Origin of the sequence: Stenotrophomonas maltophilia (assembly GCF_001274595.1) — a bacterium.
In the GTDB taxonomy this organism is placed as follows: Bacteria; Pseudomonadota; Gammaproteobacteria; order Xanthomonadales; family Xanthomonadaceae; genus Stenotrophomonas; species Stenotrophomonas forensis.
On the sequence record NZ_CP011010.1, the window covers coordinates 4,764,815 to 4,780,781 of the forward strand.

Annotated in this window: 10 protein-coding genes; 7 read left to right on the top strand and 3 right to left on the bottom strand. The window is 69.5% G+C overall.

All coding sequences use genetic code 11. From position 1 onward, the window contains the following. Positions 1-107 precede the first annotated feature (107 nt). The 5 genes from VN11_RS21515 (at position 108) to VN11_RS21535 (ending at position 5,188) form a co-directional block, all read left to right on the top strand. Positions 108-317, top strand: a complete 210-nt coding sequence (locus VN11_RS21515; RefSeq protein WP_025875651.1) for a DUF1656 domain-containing protein — start codon at positions 108-110, stop codon at positions 315-317. Next, a complete protein-coding gene (locus VN11_RS21520; RefSeq protein WP_053451196.1) occupies positions 314-1,231 on the top strand; it encodes an efflux RND transporter periplasmic adaptor subunit in 918 nt (305 codons plus the stop codon). Before VN11_RS21515 ends, VN11_RS21520 begins: the two co-directional genes overlap by 4 nt. Next, positions 1,228-2,688, top strand: a complete 1,461-nt coding sequence (locus VN11_RS21525; protein WP_053451197.1) for an efflux transporter outer membrane subunit — start codon at positions 1,228-1,230, stop codon at positions 2,686-2,688. Before VN11_RS21520 ends, VN11_RS21525 begins: the two co-directional genes overlap by 4 nt. A gap of 3 nt (positions 2,689-2,691) precedes the next feature. Beyond that, a complete protein-coding gene (locus VN11_RS21530) occupies positions 2,692-4,731 on the top strand; it encodes an FUSC family protein (protein WP_053451198.1) in 2,040 nt (679 codons plus the stop codon). A 61-nt stretch (positions 4,732-4,792) separates the two neighbouring features. Continuing rightward, the gene (locus VN11_RS21535; RefSeq protein ID WP_053451199.1) at positions 4,793-5,188 is read left to right on the top strand and encodes a hypothetical protein; all 396 of its coding nucleotides are present in this window, start codon (positions 4,793-4,795) and stop codon (positions 5,186-5,188) included. 110 nt (positions 5,189-5,298) lie between these two features. On the opposite strand, the gene recD is transcribed toward VN11_RS21535, so the two are convergent. Genes recD through recC form a run of 3 tightly spaced genes read right to left on the bottom strand, consistent with a single transcriptional unit; the run spans position 5,299 to position 14,200 of the window. Next, the gene (gene recD / locus VN11_RS21540) at positions 5,299-7,179 is read right to left on the bottom strand and encodes an exodeoxyribonuclease V subunit alpha (RefSeq protein WP_053451200.1); all 1,881 of its coding nucleotides are present in this window, start codon (positions 7,177-7,179) and stop codon (positions 5,299-5,301) included. Beyond that, entirely contained in the window at positions 7,176-10,856 is a 3,681-nt protein-coding gene (gene recB / locus VN11_RS21545) for an exodeoxyribonuclease V subunit beta (RefSeq protein ID WP_053451201.1), read from the bottom strand. Before recB ends, recD begins: the two co-directional genes overlap by 4 nt. After that, entirely contained in the window at positions 10,853-14,200 is a 3,348-nt protein-coding gene (gene recC, locus VN11_RS21550) for an exodeoxyribonuclease V subunit gamma (protein ID WP_053451202.1), read from the bottom strand. Before recC ends, recB begins: the two co-directional genes overlap by 4 nt. A 189-nt stretch (positions 14,201-14,389) precedes the next feature. Here recC and VN11_RS21555 point away from each other — a divergent pair, with 189 nt between their 5' ends. Beyond that, positions 14,390-15,178, top strand: a complete 789-nt coding sequence (locus tag VN11_RS21555) for an ABC transporter ATP-binding protein (protein WP_053451203.1) — start codon at positions 14,390-14,392, stop codon at positions 15,176-15,178. Continuing rightward, entirely contained in the window at positions 15,178-15,927 is a 750-nt protein-coding gene (locus tag VN11_RS21560; RefSeq protein WP_005414955.1) for an MlaE family lipid ABC transporter permease subunit, read from the top strand. The genes VN11_RS21555 and VN11_RS21560 overlap by 1 nt, the downstream gene beginning before the upstream one ends. The last annotated feature ends 40 nt before the right edge of the window (positions 15,928-15,967 follow it).

Below are 15,967 nucleotides of genomic sequence, written 5' to 3' on the forward strand. Positions count from 1 at the left end.
ACCGCTGCCCCCGAACACCGCCGCTGCCGTGCACACGCCAGCGGCTTTTGCCCGTTGCTGTTGTTTCGTTGTCCCTCCCCTCCCCCACCTCGCCCCCGCCCCTACCGATGCCCGGTGAATTCAGTCTCCACGGAGTGTTCGTCCCGACCCTGCTCGGGTTGATGGTGTTGGCCTATCTGGTCAACAGCGGCCTGCACGCGCTGCTGCAGCGTGCCGGCGCCTACCGCCATGTATGGCACCCGGCGCTGTTCAACCTGGCGCTGTACGGGATCGTGCTTGGCCTGCTGTTCCACCTCCTGCGTTGGATGCAATCGTGAACAAGATCGTGAAGAAGACCCTGCCGGTGCTGCTCACCAGCGCAGCCGTGATCGTGGCCCTGCTGGTGCTGCGCCAGCTGTGGGTCTATTACATGGATGAGCCGTGGACCCGCGACGCCCATGTCGGCGCCGACGTGGTGCAGATGGCGCCGGATGTGTCCGGGCTGGTGGAAACGGTGGACGTGGCCGACAACCAGGCAGTGAAGAAGGGCGACCTGTTGTTCGTGGTCGACCGCGCGCGCTACCGCATCGCACTGGAGCAGGCCAAGGCCAGCCTGGCCGAGCGCCAGGCCTCGGTGGCGCAGCTGCGCCGCGAGATCGGCCGCGACCGCAGCCTGCAGGACCTGGTCGCCGCCGAGGACGCCGAAGTGCGCCGCGCCAAGCTGCAGGCTGCACAGGCCGCGCTGGCCACCGCACAGGCCGCAGTCGACCTGGCCGAACTCAACCTGGGCCGCACCGAGGTGCGCGCACCGGCCGATGGCCGGGTCAACGACCGCACCCTGCGCGTGGGCGACTACGTGGTGGCCGGCAAGCCGGTACTGGCGCTGCTGGATACCGGTTCGTTCCGCATCGATGGCTACTTCGAGGAAACCCGCCTGCGCGGCGTGGCGCCGGGGCAGAGCGTCGACATCCGCCTGATGGGCGAATCCGTGCCGCTGCGCGGCCATGTCGAGAGCATCGCTGCCGGCATCGAGGACCGCTACCGCAGCAACGGCAGCAGCCTGCTGCCGAACGTGACCCCGGCCTTCGACTGGGTGCGGCTGGCGCAGCGTATCCCGGTGCGCATCAGCATCGACGAGGTGCCCAAGGGCGTGGAACTGATCGCCGGCCGCACCGCCACGGTGACCGTCCAGACCAGCAGCACGAAGCACGCAGACAAGGCCGGCACCGCGCCGACACAGGCGGGCCTGTGAACACCACCCTGCCCCGTCTCGGCCTGATCGTCGCGCTGGCCAGCCTGGCCGCGTGCAGGACCGTCGGTCCTGACTACGCCCTGCCGGAAGACTCGGCGTTCAAGCGCCCGCAGGCCAATGCGGCCTTCATTGACACCCAGAACCCGCAGGTGGCCGCCAACCAGGCGCTGCCCGACCGCTGGTGGTCGCTGTACAACGACCCGGTGCTGGACGGGCTGATCACCCAGGCGCTGCGCGACAACGTGGAACTTAAGGCCGCCGATGCGCATCTGCGCCGTGCCGCCGCCGTATACGAGCAGGCGCTGGACGCCGGTGGCTTCGAGTACGAGGCCGAGGCCGGCGTCAGCCGCGCGCAGCTGTCGGCCGAATCGTTCCTGCAGGAACACGAGCTGCCGGTGATCAACCTGGCCGACGGCAAGTTCGCGGTCAGCTACCAGTTCGACCTGTTCGGCAAGCTCAAGCGCGGCGCCGAAGCGGCGCGCGCCGACGAACAGTCGGTGGCCGCCGCACGCGACCTGGCCCAGGTCAGCGTGGTTGCGCAGGTGGCCGACAGCTACCTGGAAATCTGCCATGCCAACCACGAGCTGCATGTGGCCGAGCATTCGCTGCAACTGCAGCAGCGCAGCCGTTCGGTCACCCAGCGCTTGATCGATGCCGGTCGTGGCACGCCGCCGGAGCTGGCCCGCGCCAATGCCCAGGTGGCGGTGCTGGAAGCTGCACTGCCGCCGCTGCATGCGCAGCGTTCGGCGGCCGCCTATTCGCTGGCCGCGCTGCTCGGGCAGACCCCGGGCCAGCTGCCGGCCGGCGTGATCGACTGCGCGCACGCCCCCGCCCTGGCGCAGCCGTTGCCGGTGGGCGATGGTCGTGCGCTGCTGCAGCGTCGCCCGGACGTGCGCCAGGCCGAGCGCAAGCTGGCCTCGGCCACTGCACGCATTGGCGTGGCCACCGCCGAGCTGTACCCGGATATCCGCCTCGGTGCCTCACTCGGTGCCGCCGGCCTGCTGGAGGACTTCGGCACGCCGATGACCCAGCAGTGGTCGATCGGCCCGCTGATCTCGTGGACGCTGCCGTCGTCCGGCACCCACGCCCGCATCCACGCCGCCGAAGCCGGTGCCGATGCGGCGCTGGCCGAGTTCGACCACACCGTGCTGCAGGCGCTGCGCGAAACCCAGACGGCGCTGGACCGCTACGCGCAGGACCTGCGCCGGCTGCAGTCGCTGCGCACCGCGCAGGAACAGGCTGCATTGGCCGCCGAACAGAACCGCCGGCTGTACCAGGGCGGCCGCACGCCGTACCTGTCCAGCCTGGATGCCGACCGCAGCCTGGCCACCAGCGATGCCACCCTGGCCGCGGCCGAAGCGCAGGTGTCGCGCGACCAGATCCACCTGTTCCTGGTGCTGGGTGGCGGTTGGCAGGCCAGTGCCACCCCGGCCGCCACCACGACCGCCGCGAAGTAAGCCATGAACGCGCTGACCGACCGCCAGGCCTGGCTGTTCTCGATCAAGACCTACCTGGCCGCGGTGGCCGCGCTGTACATCGCCATGGCCGGCAACCTGTCGCGCCCGTACTGGGCGATGGGCACGGTGTACATCGTCAGCCAGCCGCTGCTGGGCCCCACCCGGGCCAAGGGCGTGTACCGCATTGTCGGCACGCTGGTGGCCGGCCTGGCCACCCTGCTGGTACTGCCGGCGCTGGTGGAGACTCCGCTGGTGCTGAGCGCGGCGATGTCGATCTGGCTGGCCGGCTGCCTGTTCATGGCGCTGCTCAACCGCGGTCCGCGCGGCTACGCGTTCCTGCTGGCCGGCTACACCACCGCCTTCATCGGCTTCCCGGCAGTGACCTCGCCGGAGACCATCTTCGACACCGTGGTGGCGCGCAGCGAGGAGATCATCCTCGGCACGGTGGTGGCAGTGCTGTTTGCTTCGCTGCTGTTCCCGGCCTCGGTGCGGCCGATGCTGCGTGCACGCATCGGCACCTGGATGGAGGACGCCGCGCAGTGGTGCCGGCAGATTCTTGAACGCGGCCGCGCGCACGCGCCACGCAACCGGTTGGCCGCCGACCTGGTGCAGTTCGAGGCGTTGATTGAATTCCTGCGCCGCGATGATCCGCGCCATGCCGGTTCGGCGGTGTCGATGGAGCGCCTGCGTGAGCGCATGCTGCTGCTGTTGCCGGTGCTGTCGTCGATCGCCGATCGGTTGAGTGCGCTGCGCAGCGATGGCCAGGCGCTGCCGGAGGGCCTGCCGGAACTGATCGACGACCTCCACGACTGGCTGGACGGGCCGACCAGCGCCAGCGAGTACGCCCGCCTGCGCGCGCGCATCAGTGCGCTGAAACCGCAGGTGGACCGCGATCTGCAGCACCTGCAGCTGGCCAGCCTGCTGCTGCGCCTGGAGGAACTGGTGGACCTGTGGCAGGACTGCCGCACGCTGCAGCATGCGATCGATCATGGCACCGCACCGCTGGACCGCGCGCACTACCGCATCCGCACCGAACGGGTGGCCGCTGACAAGCACGTCGACTACGGCATGGCGCTGTTCTCCGCGCTCAGTGCCGGCGTGGCGCTGATGAGCTACTGCGTGCTGTGGATCGCACTGGGCTGGGAAGGCGGCGGCAACGGCGCGATGATGGCCGCGGTGACCGCCGCATTCTTCGCCGCGCAGGATGATCCGGCGCCGAGCATGGTGTCGTTCCTGGTGTGGGCGATGGTCGCTTCGGTGGTGGCCGGCGTGTACCTGTTCGGCGTATTCCCCGCCGTGCACGACTTCGGCCTGCTGGCACTGGTGCTGGCGGTGGTGTTCCTGCCACTGGGGCTGATGCTGCATCACCCGAAGAGCGCGCTGTTCGCACTGCCGCTGACGGTGAACCTGGCCGCGCTGCTGAGCCTGCAGAACACCTACAGCGCCAACATCCAGACCTTCCTCAATTCGTCGATCGCGATGTTCATCGGCATTGGCTTTGCGGTGGTGATGACCCGCCTGTTCCGTTCGGTGGGTGCCGAGTGGACCGCACGCCGGCTGGTACGGCAGGGCTGGACCACGCTGGCCGAAGCCGCCGAAGGCCGCGGCCAGCAGGACCGCCAGCGCTTCGCCGCGCGCATGCTCGACCTGCTGGGCCTGCTCGCACCGCGCCTGGCGGCGACACCGGAGGGCAGCGACATCGCCTCGGTGGACATGCTCAACGAGGCCCGCATCGGCCTGAACATCCTGCAGCTGCGCCGTGCCCGGCTGGAACTGCCCGAACGCAGCCGCGAGGCGGTCGAGCACATCCTGGAGGACATCGCCGCGCACTACCGGCGGCAGATTGCCGCGCGCAGGCCGATTGTGGCCGCCGAAGCGCTGCGCGAGCGGCTGGATACCTCACTGGGCCGGGTTGGCAGCGTGGCGGCCTGCAAGGCACGCGACGAGGCGCTGATGGGCCTGATCGGCCTGCGCTTCGCGCTGTTCCCGGAGGCGAAGGCATTGGCGCCAGGGTGGGCGGACGCCGGCGTTGCATCGGCCTGATAATGCTCGGCAGCGCCGGGCCATTCCCGGCGGCCTTTCGCCATGGCAACAGGACGGTTCAATGAGTTACGACATGATGGTGTTCGAGGCGAGCGCCGCCCCGCGCGAGGTGGCAGCCTTCATCGCCTGGTTCGAGAAGCAGGCCCAATGGGGCGAGAACCACGAGTACGACGACCCGGCGGTCAGCAGCCCGGCGCTGCAGGCCTGGTTTGCCGAGATGGCGCAGGAGTTCCCGCCGATGAACGGGCCGCTGAGCAATGGCGATGACGACCGTGCCGAAGTGACCGAGTACAGCATCGGCCGCCAGGTGATCTACGGTGCGTTTGCCTACTCGGTGGCAGAGCATGCGCATGGCCGCGTGCAGGACCTGGCCGAGAAGCACGGCGTGGGCTTCTTCGATGTGAGCGCCGATGAAGCGGCGATCGTGTTCCCCGATGGCTTGGTCCTGATCGCGTAGATCCACGCCGAAACGATCGAAGCGCGCTTCTGTAGAGTCGAGCCATGCTCGACTCCAGGGTCCATCAGCCGAGCATGGCTCGGCTCTACAGGAAGCGCATCGCGCCCGCGTCAGAACAGCGTGCCCTGCACCATGGGCTGTTTGATACGCGCCGGTGCTTCGGCCACCGCTTCCGCACCCAGCCGCCAGGCCAACCCACCCAGCCGGCTGGCGTGGCGCTTCAGCGCGGCCTGCAGCACGTCGGCGCTGCCGGCCACGTGCAGGACCTGGCGGGCACGGGTCAGGCCGGTGTAGACCAGTTCGCGCGACAGCACGCGGCTGTCCTGGCGCGGCAGCTGCAACCACACTTCGTCGAACTCCGAACCCTGCGCCTTGTGCACGGTCATCGCGAAGGCGCTTTCGTGCGCGGGCAGTGCGGCCGGGTGGAAGGCGCGTGGCTGGTCGACGGTGTCGCCGGGGAACCAGGCCACCATCGCGCCGCTGCCATCGCGCAGGCAGATGCCGATATCGCCATTGAACAGGCGATGACGGTAGCTGTTCTCGGTGACCAGCAGCAGCCGGCCCTGGAAATAGCCCGGTGTATTGCCGGCCAGCAGTTGTTCGATGCGGCTGTTGAGCCCACGTGCGCCCTGCGGGCCTTCGCGCAGTGCGGTCAGCACGCGCAGGCGTCCGGCCTGCTGCAGGGCCAGTATCGGATCGGCGGCATCCGCCAGCGCACGCCAGTGGCCCAGCAGGTGCTCACGCTGGCCACGCAACGGATCGGCTTCGCCTTCGTGGAAGTGCACGCCCGCCAGTTCACCGCTGCGCAGCAGCTGCAATGCGGCGCTGCTGTCGCCTTCGCGCACGGCATGCGCCAGCGGTGCCAGGTCCAGTGCATCACTCTGCCGGTAACCGCGCTGCAGCTGCACGCGGCGCCCGGCAAAAGCGCGTGGTGTGGCCTGCGGCTGCAACGTGGCCGGCGCCAGCAGGCCATGCAACGCCTGCGCATCGTCGGCACGGGTGCCGATGCCATCGCCGCTGGCACGCAGGATCGCGCTGAGCACGTCGCCGGCTTCCACTGACGGCAGCTGGTCGGGGTCGCCAAGCAGGATCAACCGGGTGCCACTGGCGATCGCATCGACCAGCTTGGCCATCATCGGCAGATCGATCATCGAGGCTTCGTCGACCACCACCACGTCCACCGGCAGCGGATTGTCGGCGTGGTGGCGGAAACGCGGTGAATCGGGAATCACCCCGAGCAGGCGATGCAGGGTGGTGCCGGTACTGGGCAATGCCGCGCACAGCGCCGGGTCCAGCCCTTGTTCCTGCAGGCGTTGCACGGCGACGCGCAGGCTCTCGGCCATGCGCTCGGCGGCGCGACCGGTGGGCGCGGCCAGCGCGACCTCGGGCGCCGGCTGGCCGGCCTGCCGGGCCTGTGCGGCCAGCAGCAGCAACAGGCGCGCGATGGTGGTGGTCTTGCCGGTACCGGGGCCGCCTGTGACCAGCGCCAGCGGATGGCGCAGGGTCACGCCGGCCGCGCGCGCCTGGTGATCTTCGCTGCCGGACGCCTGCGGGAACAGATGCGCGAACAGTGGTGCCAGCGCTGCCATGTCCGGCGCCGGCAGCGGATGCCGGCCAATGCGTTGCAGGCCGGCGGCCAACTGGCGTTCGTACTCGCGGTAGCGGCGCAGGTAGAGCAATCCGTTTTCCAGCACCAGCGGCGCATCCTCGGCGATGGCATCGGCCTGCTCCGGCGTCGCCACCCACGGCGACGTACGCAGCTGCGCCAGCCAGTCCTGCGCGGCAGGCCACTCGGGCACGCCTTCCAGTAACCGCTGCGGTTGCGCGGGGTCGAACGCGGCATGGCCTTGCGATACCGCCAGCGAGGCCAACGCGGCCGCCAGCGCCACGCTCTCGGGCGTGTCGTCGCGCAGTCGTTGCAGGCTGGTCGCCAACGCATGGTCGAGGGTGCGCAGCTGGCCCTTCTGGTGCAGTTCCTTCAGCAGGCTCATGCGCTGGCTCCACGGGCACGTGCGGCCAGCTCGGCCTGGGCCTGCTCGCCACCGGCGAACAACGCGTCGAGGGCATCGACCAGCGCCAGCGGGAAGCGGTCCACATGCACGCCGTTGCCGGCGGCATCCAGGCCGCGGCAGAACAGGTAGCGGATGCCGCCCATGTCGCGCTCGTAGTCGTAGGCCGCACCCAGCCGGAAACGCAGCCAGCGATGCAGCGCCACCGTATAGATCAGCGCCTGCAGGTCGTACTCGCTGTGGCACATGGCAATGGCCAGCAGGTCCGGGCTGTAGCCGGGCAGGCGGTTGGACTTGTAGTCGAGCACGTACCAGCGCCCATCGCGCACGTAGGTGAGGTCGATCATGCCGGTCATCAGCCCTTCCAGGCGGCGGCGCTGGCCAAAACCGCGGCGCGCGCTGGAAACCCCATGTGCGTGCAGCACCTGCAGCAGCGCCGGCACCGCGGTCGGCTCGATGGCGAAATGGAAGTCGATTTCCGCACGGCGCTCGCCTTCATCCAGGCTGTGCAGCGCACCGCCCTCCGGCAGCGGCACGGTCAGCGTGTGACCGACCAGCGGCACCAGTACGGCCACGCCATCCCCAAGGTCGGCGTCAGCGTAGCCCTCGTCGTGCAGCGCCTTGCGCAGTACCTCGGCCTGGCCTTCAGGGGCTTCCAGGCCCGGTCGCCAGCCACCCCAGGCGGCGAAGTCGACGTTCTCCATCGCTTCGTGCAGCACGTTACCGAAGCGACTGCCCATGAAGCGCGGATCGACCGGTGTGCTGTCCTCGGCGGCCGCGGCGGGTTCCGGCAGCGCCGGTTCCAGCGGCAGTTCCGGGCCCACCGGTTCGTCGGCGGCGGGCGCCGGCAGCTCGGTGGCGGCGGCTTCGATATCACTGCCGGCACCGGCATCGGCGTGCGCCAGCTGGGTGAAGCTGTAGACCCACCAGTCGTGCGGCACGCGCCGGGTCAGTGCACGCACGGCCGGCAGCTCACCTTCCACTTCGGCCGCCAGCTGCGGCAGTGCGGCCGGTGCCTCACTGTCATCGATGTGCACATCGGCATGCGCGCGCAGCGCCTGCAGGTCACCCAGCAGCGGCGCCAGCCGCGTCTTTGCCAGCCCGGCCAGATCGCCCACGGCAATCCACAGCGCGTGCTCGGCGCGGGTCAGGCCGACATACAGCAGGCGCGCGTCCTCGGCGCGCTGCTCACGCTCACGCCGGGCGCTGGCCGTTTCCCAGGCCTCGTCCTTGTCCAGCTTCCAGTGCAGCTGGCGCTGCCCACCCACGTGCACGGTACAGTGCGAAGCGGTGTTCGGTGCGCCGCCGTCGATGCCGACGAACGGCAGGAACACCAGCGGGTATTCCAGGCCCTTGCTCTTGTGCAGGGTGATGATCTGCACGCGGCGTGCATCCGATTCCAGGCGCAGCAGCTGCTGCTCGTCATCCTGGTCGGCGCTGGCCATCTGGCCCTGCAGCCAGTCCAGCAGGCCATGCATGCCCAGCGCCTGCGCCGAGGCTTCCTGCAGCAGTTCGCCCAGCTGCAGGTAGTTGGTCAGGCGACGCTCGCCATCGATCAGCGCCAGCAGGCGTTCGCCCTGTTCGGCACAGACATCGGCGATCACCGCGAACGGTCCACCGCGCTGCCAGCGCTCGCGCCAGTGCAACAATTGCGCCTGGAACCCACGTTGCAGGTCGCCCTCGCGTTCCATCGCCGCGATCGCACTCGCCCGCTGGCCAAGCAGCACGGTCGCCAGCGCCGCACGCAGGCGTCCTTCATCGGCCGGTTGCAGCAGTGCCAGCAGCAGTGCGCGCAGATCACGTGCCTCGCTGGTGGCGAACAGGCTCTGCTTGCCCGCCGCCACGGCAGGAATACCGACCGCTGCCAGCGCGCGCTGTACAAGGGTGGCCTCGCGATGCGAGCGCACCAGTACCGCGATGTCGCCCGGCTGCACGGGGCGCCCGCGCAACACGGCGTTACCGGCGCGCGCATCGACCAGGGTCTGGTGGATCGCGGCCACGCAGGCCTGGGTCGCTGCATCACGCGAGGCGTCGGCACTCATCGCCTTGTCGCCGCCACTGCGCAGCACGCGCAGGGTCAGTGCCACGGCGGCGCGGCCGTCGCGCAGGTAGTCCGCGTCGATGCGCACGCCACCGGGGCGCACCGGTTCGAACTGGATGTCGCGCTCGAGGAACGCGTCTTCGCCGCCGTTGTCGTACAGCGCCTGCAGGGCACGCAGCACGGCCGGGCGTGAACGGAAGTTCTGGTCCAGCACCGGCGCCTGCTGCGCCACCTGCTTGGCCGTCAGGTAGGTATGGATGTCGCCACCGCGGAAACCGTAGATCGCCTGCTTGGGATCGCCGATCAGGAACAGCGCCGGCGCCAGGCCCAGCTCGCGCACCTCCGGCGAATCGCCGAACACGGTGTGGAAGATGCCCCACTGGCGGTCGTCGGTATCCTGGAACTCATCGACCAGCGCGATGCGGTACTGCGCGCGCAGCTGCCTGACCAGCGCCATGCGCTGCGGCCCTTCCAGGGCCAGTGCCACGCCATCGATCAGGTCGTCGTAGGTCTGCACCCGGCGCGTGCGCTTCAGCGCCTGCAGGCGCTGGGTGGCTTCGTCGCGCAGGCGGTGCAGGAAGTTCAGCGCGGTGGCACGCAGCCAGGCATCACGCTCGGCCAGCAGCGCGACATGGCGCGCTAACGGCGCCTGCAATGGCGACGACGGCGTGCGGCCGGGGAACTTCTTGTTGGTCTTGTCGGCCAACACGTCCGGCAGCAGTGCCGGCAGGCGTTCGCTGGCCAGCAGCTCGCGCGGATCTGCGCGCTCGGCCCAGGCCAGCATCTGCCGGCCCAGCGGGTGCAGCCAGCCCAGCTTGTAGGACACGCCGTTGATCCACTTGTTGTCGACCGCATCGCAGAGGTCGATGAAGAACTGCTCGCCATGCTCGCGCAGCGCCTGCTGCAGTTCGGCGGCGTTGGCCTGCAATGCCGGATGTGGATCGGCCAGCGCCACCGGCCGTGGCAACGGGTGCAGGGGCGGCGCGGCCAGCAGCGCGCGCAGATCGGCGGCCAGTGCATCCGGGGTGGACCACAGCCAGGTCAGCGGCTCCAGCGTGGCCGGATCATTGGCGTGCACGCGCCACAGATCGGCGGCGAGTTCTTCCAGCAGCTCGCGGTCACTGGCCAGCAGCTCCGGCGGGTCGAAGGTATGGCCGCTCTCCAGCGCATGCTCGCGCAGCACGCGGGTGCAGAAGCCGTGGATGGTGAAGATCGAAGCCAGATCGATCTCGTCGGCGGCGACCTGCAGGCGACGCTTCAGCGCAGCGGTGCTCTCGGTGCCATCCTGCAGATGGCGCTGCAGCACCTCGCGCGTCAAGCGCACATCCGGCGCCTCGCCCTCGGCCGGTTCCAGATCGACCAGGCGCGCGGCCAGCGCCAGCCGCTCGCGGATGCGCTTGCGCAGTTCCTGGGTGGCGGCGTCGGTGAAGGTCACCGCCAGAATCTGGCCGATGCGCAGCCCCTGCTCCACCACCAGGCGGGTGAACAGCGTGGCCAGGGTAAAGGTCTTGCCGGTACCGGCGCTGGCCTCGATCAGGCGGATGCCTTGCAGCGGCAGGGTCAGATAGGGATCGCCCGCCATGCGCTGGGATTCCTCGTCGGCGATGGCGGTGTTCATGCGTTGCCCTCCGGGCCTGCCTCGGCGCCCAGGGTGCGGCCTTCGCGCACCGCGCTGAAGACCACTTGGCTGTTGCGCAGCAGATCGGCATAGCCGGCATCGGTGGCGAACGGGTCGGCACCGCGCAGCAGCAGCTGCCAGGCGTCGCTGCTGGATTCACCCCAGCTGCGGTCGCTGCCATGCCACTGCTTCCAGCCTTCGCTGCGCTGTTTTTCGCCGGCCGTGTTGTACAGCACCCAGCCGGTATACGGAGCGAAGCGCAGCGGCTCGCGCAGGCCACGCTGGCGCAGCTGCAGCAGCGCACGCAGCGCGGCGCGGGCAGCAGGCACGCTCAGCGCCGGCAGCACATGCGGACCGGGTCCGGCATCGCCGCCATCATGGAACTGCACCAACGGCAGGGCATCGCCGGCGGCGTTGGCCAACAGCCAGTCCAGGCCCTGGCGGATCACCGCATTGCCGTTGAGGGTGCCGGCGCGCAGGCGCACCAGCCCTTCGGGATGCCGATCGGCCACCCGTCCATGCAGCCGCACGCCGTCGATATCGACTTCATACCGGCGGCTTTCCAATGGTTCGCCCTGCATCCACCCCAGCAGCGCGCTGGCATACGGACGGGTCTTCAGCTGCTCCACTTCGAACTGGCGCTCACCCAAGGCACCCGATGGCAGCAGGCCACGCGCGCGCAACCGCGGATACAGCGGCTCGCTGTCGCCATTGAGCGTGGCCCGTACCACCGCCGCCTGCACGCTGCGCTTTTCCGGGCCGCGCGAGGACAGCACCAGCGGCTCCAGGTCATCCACCTCTTCGACCTCGTCGGCCAGGCGCAGGCCCAGCGACTGCGCCAGGAACTGCCCGGCCGGGTCACACAGGAAGCGGCGCAGGGTATCGAGTGCGACCTCGTCCTCCACGGCATCGTCGAGCGGTGGCGGCAACGGCGCGTCGAACCAGGGCAGCAGGCCACCCCTCTGGCCGGTGAGGCGGCCGGCCGCCGGATGCCACTGCCGCCGATAGCTGAATCGACGCGGATCGCCATCGCCGAACGCAGCAGGCGAGAACGGCTGCAAGGCATGGCGCACGGTGAAGTCGCGCACCGCCATCGTCGGATCCAGGTGATAGGCAGCGGCGGCATCGATCAGTTCACTGACCAGCACCGACGGCTCGCGCACGCTGCCATCTCGCGGATCGGCACCCAGGTAGCTCAGGTAGAACACCTCCTGCGCCGCGGCAAACAGCTGCAGGAACAGGAAACGGTCGTCCTCGCGGGTGGAGCGGTCGCCCGGGCGGCGGCGCGGTGTATCCAGTTCGGCGGTGAGCTGGTTGAGTCCCGCGGCCGGGTCGCGACGCGGGAAATCGCCGTCATTCAGGCCCAGCACGCAGATCACCCGGAACGGCAGCAGGCGCATCGGCACCATGCGGCCGAAGCTGATGCCACCGGTCAGCAACGGTGCGCGCGTATCGGCCTCGCCCAGTGCCCCGGCGAAGTGCGCACGCACCACCTCCGGTGGCACGCCTTCGTTGAAGCCGGCCTTGGCAGCGTCCTCGGCGAACTGGTTGAGCAGCTTGCGCAGGCGCTCCAGCGCGCGCTGGCTGTTGGGCGAACTGGGCGCGGTCGGCAGCAGCGCGTCCAGCAGCGACAGCAGGCGCTGCCGCCACTGCGCCGGGGTCAGCAGTTCGCCGAGTCGACGCTGGTAGACCGCCAGTACGCGCAACAGGCGCAGCAGCCGGTCCAGCGCTTCCAACGCACCGCCCTCCAGCTCGATCCACGGCGCCACGCCGGCCAGGTCGGCCTCGCTGCCGGTGGCATGGCCAAGCACCAGCCGGTCCAGCGCGAACTGCCAGGTGTAGGCATCGTCGGCTGGTGCCTGGTGCTGGTCGCGATGCTTCGCGTCCAGGCCCCAGCGCGCACCCGCCTGCTGCAGCCAACCATGCAGGCGGTCGAAGTCCACCGCTTCCAGGCCGGCCGCTTCGGCCAGCGGTGCGCTGGCCAGCAGGTCCAGCACTTCGTTCAGGCCAAAGCGCGAGACCGGCAGGCCCAACAGATGCACGAACACATCGGCCAGCGGCTCGCCGGCCAGCGGGCTGCTGTCGGCCAGCGCATAGGGAATGTGCTCTTCCTCGCCGCCACGGCCACCGAACACGGCTTCCAGGTACGGCACGTAGGGATCGATGTCCGGCGCCAGCACCGCGATCTCGCGTGCCTGCAGCGGCGGGTCGAAACGCGCGTCCTGCAGCAGGCTGCGCAGCTGGTCGTGCAGCACCTGCAGTTCGCGCAGGCGGGTATGGCAGGCGTGTACCTGCAGGCTGGGGTCGTCGCTGCGCAGCCCATCGCGCAGTTCGCCCGAAGGCAGTGCACGACGGTGGAACAGATCGCGTTGCAGGCGATGCAGCAGGCTGTCGGACAGGCCGCCTTCGTCCAGGGCCGGCCGGGTGTCTTCTTCCGGATCGGAATAGGCGGCGATCTCACCGGCCGGGTGCACCACCTCGTAGCTGCCCAGCACCGCCATGAAGTCGCGGCCCGCGGCGCCCCAGGCTTCGAGCAGACGGTTCTCGCCGGCGGCCTCGCCAAACGGATCCGGCGCGCCGCTGCGAAGGCGTTCGGCCAGGGTCTGCAGGTCGCCCCAGTACGACTGCACGGGCGTGGGCATGTAGAAATGCAGCTCGCCCACCCGTGCCTGGGTGGCCATCACCCGCAGCACGTCGGGGGAGATGTTGAGCGTCGCGAACGCGGACATGCGCAGCGGCAAGCCCTTCGGCAACGGCTGGCCCGCCCCTTCGAAGCGGTCCAGGTATTCCTGGATGCGGCGCGCACGGTAGTCGTGGCCATGGGTGATGGTGCGCCACAGGATCGCCTGCGGATCGGCCGGATCGGCACCGGCCGCCCAGCGCAGCAGCCAGTCGCGGCGCCAGGCCTGGTACTTCTCGAACACCGAGGCCAGTTCGCCAGCCAGCGCCCACGGCTTCAATGCGTCGCCACCGGCAAGGTAGGACTGCAGCGCGCGCATCGGTGGCTGTGCCAGCAGCGCCGGATCGCGCAGTGCCTGGTACAGCTTCCAGTGCAGGCCGGCCGCGTCCAGGTCGTCCTGCTCGCCGCTGACGTTGGCCTTCAGCGCGCGGGCCACGAACTCGCCCGGGGTGAGGAATTCGAGGTTGGCGGCAACACCGAACTCGGCAGCCAGTGTCGCTTGCAGCCAGCGCCGCATCGCCACCTGCGGGATCAGCACCACTTCCGGTGCCAACAGCGGCTGGCCCGCGACCGGCGCACGCACATTGCGCGCCAGCAGCGCGGCCAGCACGTCCAGGGAATTGGAATGGTAGAGGCGGAAATCGCTGCCTGGGTCACTCATCATGCACAGTGTGCAGGACGGCAGGCAGTATTCAATGGTCGGCCCGCCACCGGTACGGATTGTTCCGGGGTACGCACCGATTGTCCCGGCCAGCGCCAAGCCTTGTCGTGCAACAATACTGGACCGTCCAGTCTGCTTATGTTCAGCCGACGGGCCCGATCCTTCGATGTCTAAAAAACGTTAATGGTGCCCATGTCGGCTTCCGCCTCCAGTCTGGTGCAGTTATCCAACGTCCGCATCGACCGGAGCGGGCGCACGATCCTGCGCGATGTGTCGCTGCAGGTGCCCAAGGGCAGCATCACCGCCGTGCTGGGTCCATCCGGAAGCGGCAAGTCGACCCTGCTGGCGGCATTGACCGGCGAACTGCGCCCGGTCGCCGGCGAGGTCACGCTGTTCGGCAAGCCGATCCCGCACGACAGCAGCGCGCTGCTGGAAATGCGCAAGAGCGTGGGCGTGCTGCTGCAGGGCAACGGCCTGCTGACCGACCTCACCGTGGCCGAGAACGTGGCGCTGCCGCTGCGCACCCATACCCGCCTGCCGGCGGTCGTGCTGCGCCGGCTGGTGCAGATGAAGCTGCACGCGGTGGGCCTGCTGGCCGCCGCCGAGGCCTGGCCGCGCGAGCTGTCCGGCGGCATGGCGCGCCGCGTGGCACTGGCCCGCGCGCTGGCACTGGACCCGCCGCTGATGATCTACGACGAGCCGCTGACCGGGCTGGACCCGATCGCCTCGGGGGTGATCATGAGCCTGATCCAGCGCCTCAACCACAGCCTGGGCCTGACCAGCATCATCGTCAGCCACCACGTGCACGAGACCCTGCCGATCTGCGACCAGGTGATCGCCATCGCCAATGGCGGCATCGTGTTCCAGGGCACGCCCGAGGCGCTGCAATCCAGCCAGGACCCGCTGCTGCGGCAGTTCCTGCATGGCCAGCCCGATGGCCCCATTCCGTTCGATGCCGCGCCGCGCGCGAGGGTTGCCTGATGCCGTTCGTGCAAGCCACCCGTTCGCTGGGCCGCGCCGGCCTGTTCTCGCTGACCGTGCTGCGCGGTTCGCTGCCCACGCGTGATTTCCTGGCCGAGCTGACCCGCGAGATCTACAAGATCGGCGCGCGCTCGCTGCCGATCATCGCCGTCGGCGGCGCCTTCGTCGGCCTGGTGCTGACCCTGCAGGGCTACCGCACGCTGACCACCTTCGGTGCGGCCGACGCGCTGTCGACCCTGCTCGGCCTGTCGCTGTACCGCGAACTGGCGCCGGTGCTGACCGCGCTGCTGTTCATCGGTCGCGCCGGCAGTTCCATCGCCGCCGAACTGGGCCTGATGCGAGCCACCGACCAGATCAAGGCGCTGGAACTGATGGCGATCGATCCGGTGGCCAAGGCGGTGGCGCCGCGCTTCTGGGCGGCGGTGCTGACCGTGCCGCTGCTGACCGGCATCTTCTGCTCGCTGGCGATCAGTGCCAGCTACTTCGAAGCGGTGCATGTGCTGGGCCTGGACAACGGCGTGTTCTGGTCGGCGCTGCGCAACAGCGTCGATTTCTGGGATGACTTCGGCGTGGCGATGCTGAAGTCGGCGATCTTCGGCGGCACCGCCGCGCTGGTTGCCGCCTACGTTGGTTTCCACGCCGAGCCGACCATCGAGGGCACCTCGGTGGCGACCACCCGTGCGGTGGTCAACGCCTCGCTGCTGGTGCTGATGTTCAACTTCGTGTTGTCGGCAATGTTGTTCACCTAACCCCTCCACCGGCGGTGCGCAGGCGCGCGCGGCCACTACG

What these genes read in the sequence shown, in the direction of transcription:
- VN11_RS21555 (WP_053451203.1), top strand. Translation starts at nt 14,390, where the DNA reads ATGTCGGCTTCCGCCTCCAGTCTGGTGCAGTTATCCAACGTCCGCATC.
- recD (WP_053451200.1), bottom strand. Translation starts at nt 7,179, where the DNA reads ATGAGCCTGCTGAAGGAACTGCACCAGAAGGGCCAGCTGCGCACCCTC.
- VN11_RS21515 (WP_025875651.1), top strand. Translation starts at nt 108, where the DNA reads ATGCCCGGTGAATTCAGTCTCCACGGAGTGTTCGTCCCGACCCTGCTC.
- recC (WP_053451202.1), bottom strand. Translation starts at nt 14,200, where the DNA reads ATGATGAGTGACCCAGGCAGCGATTTCCGCCTCTACCATTCCAATTCC.
- recB (WP_053451201.1), bottom strand. Translation starts at nt 10,856, where the DNA reads ATGAACACCGCCATCGCCGACGAGGAATCCCAGCGCATGGCGGGCGAT.
- VN11_RS21530 (WP_053451198.1), top strand. Translation starts at nt 2,692, where the DNA reads ATGAACGCGCTGACCGACCGCCAGGCCTGGCTGTTCTCGATCAAGACC.
- VN11_RS21535 (WP_053451199.1), top strand. Translation starts at nt 4,793, where the DNA reads ATGAGTTACGACATGATGGTGTTCGAGGCGAGCGCCGCCCCGCGCGAG.
- VN11_RS21560 (WP_005414955.1), top strand. Translation starts at nt 15,178, where the DNA reads ATGCCGTTCGTGCAAGCCACCCGTTCGCTGGGCCGCGCCGGCCTGTTC.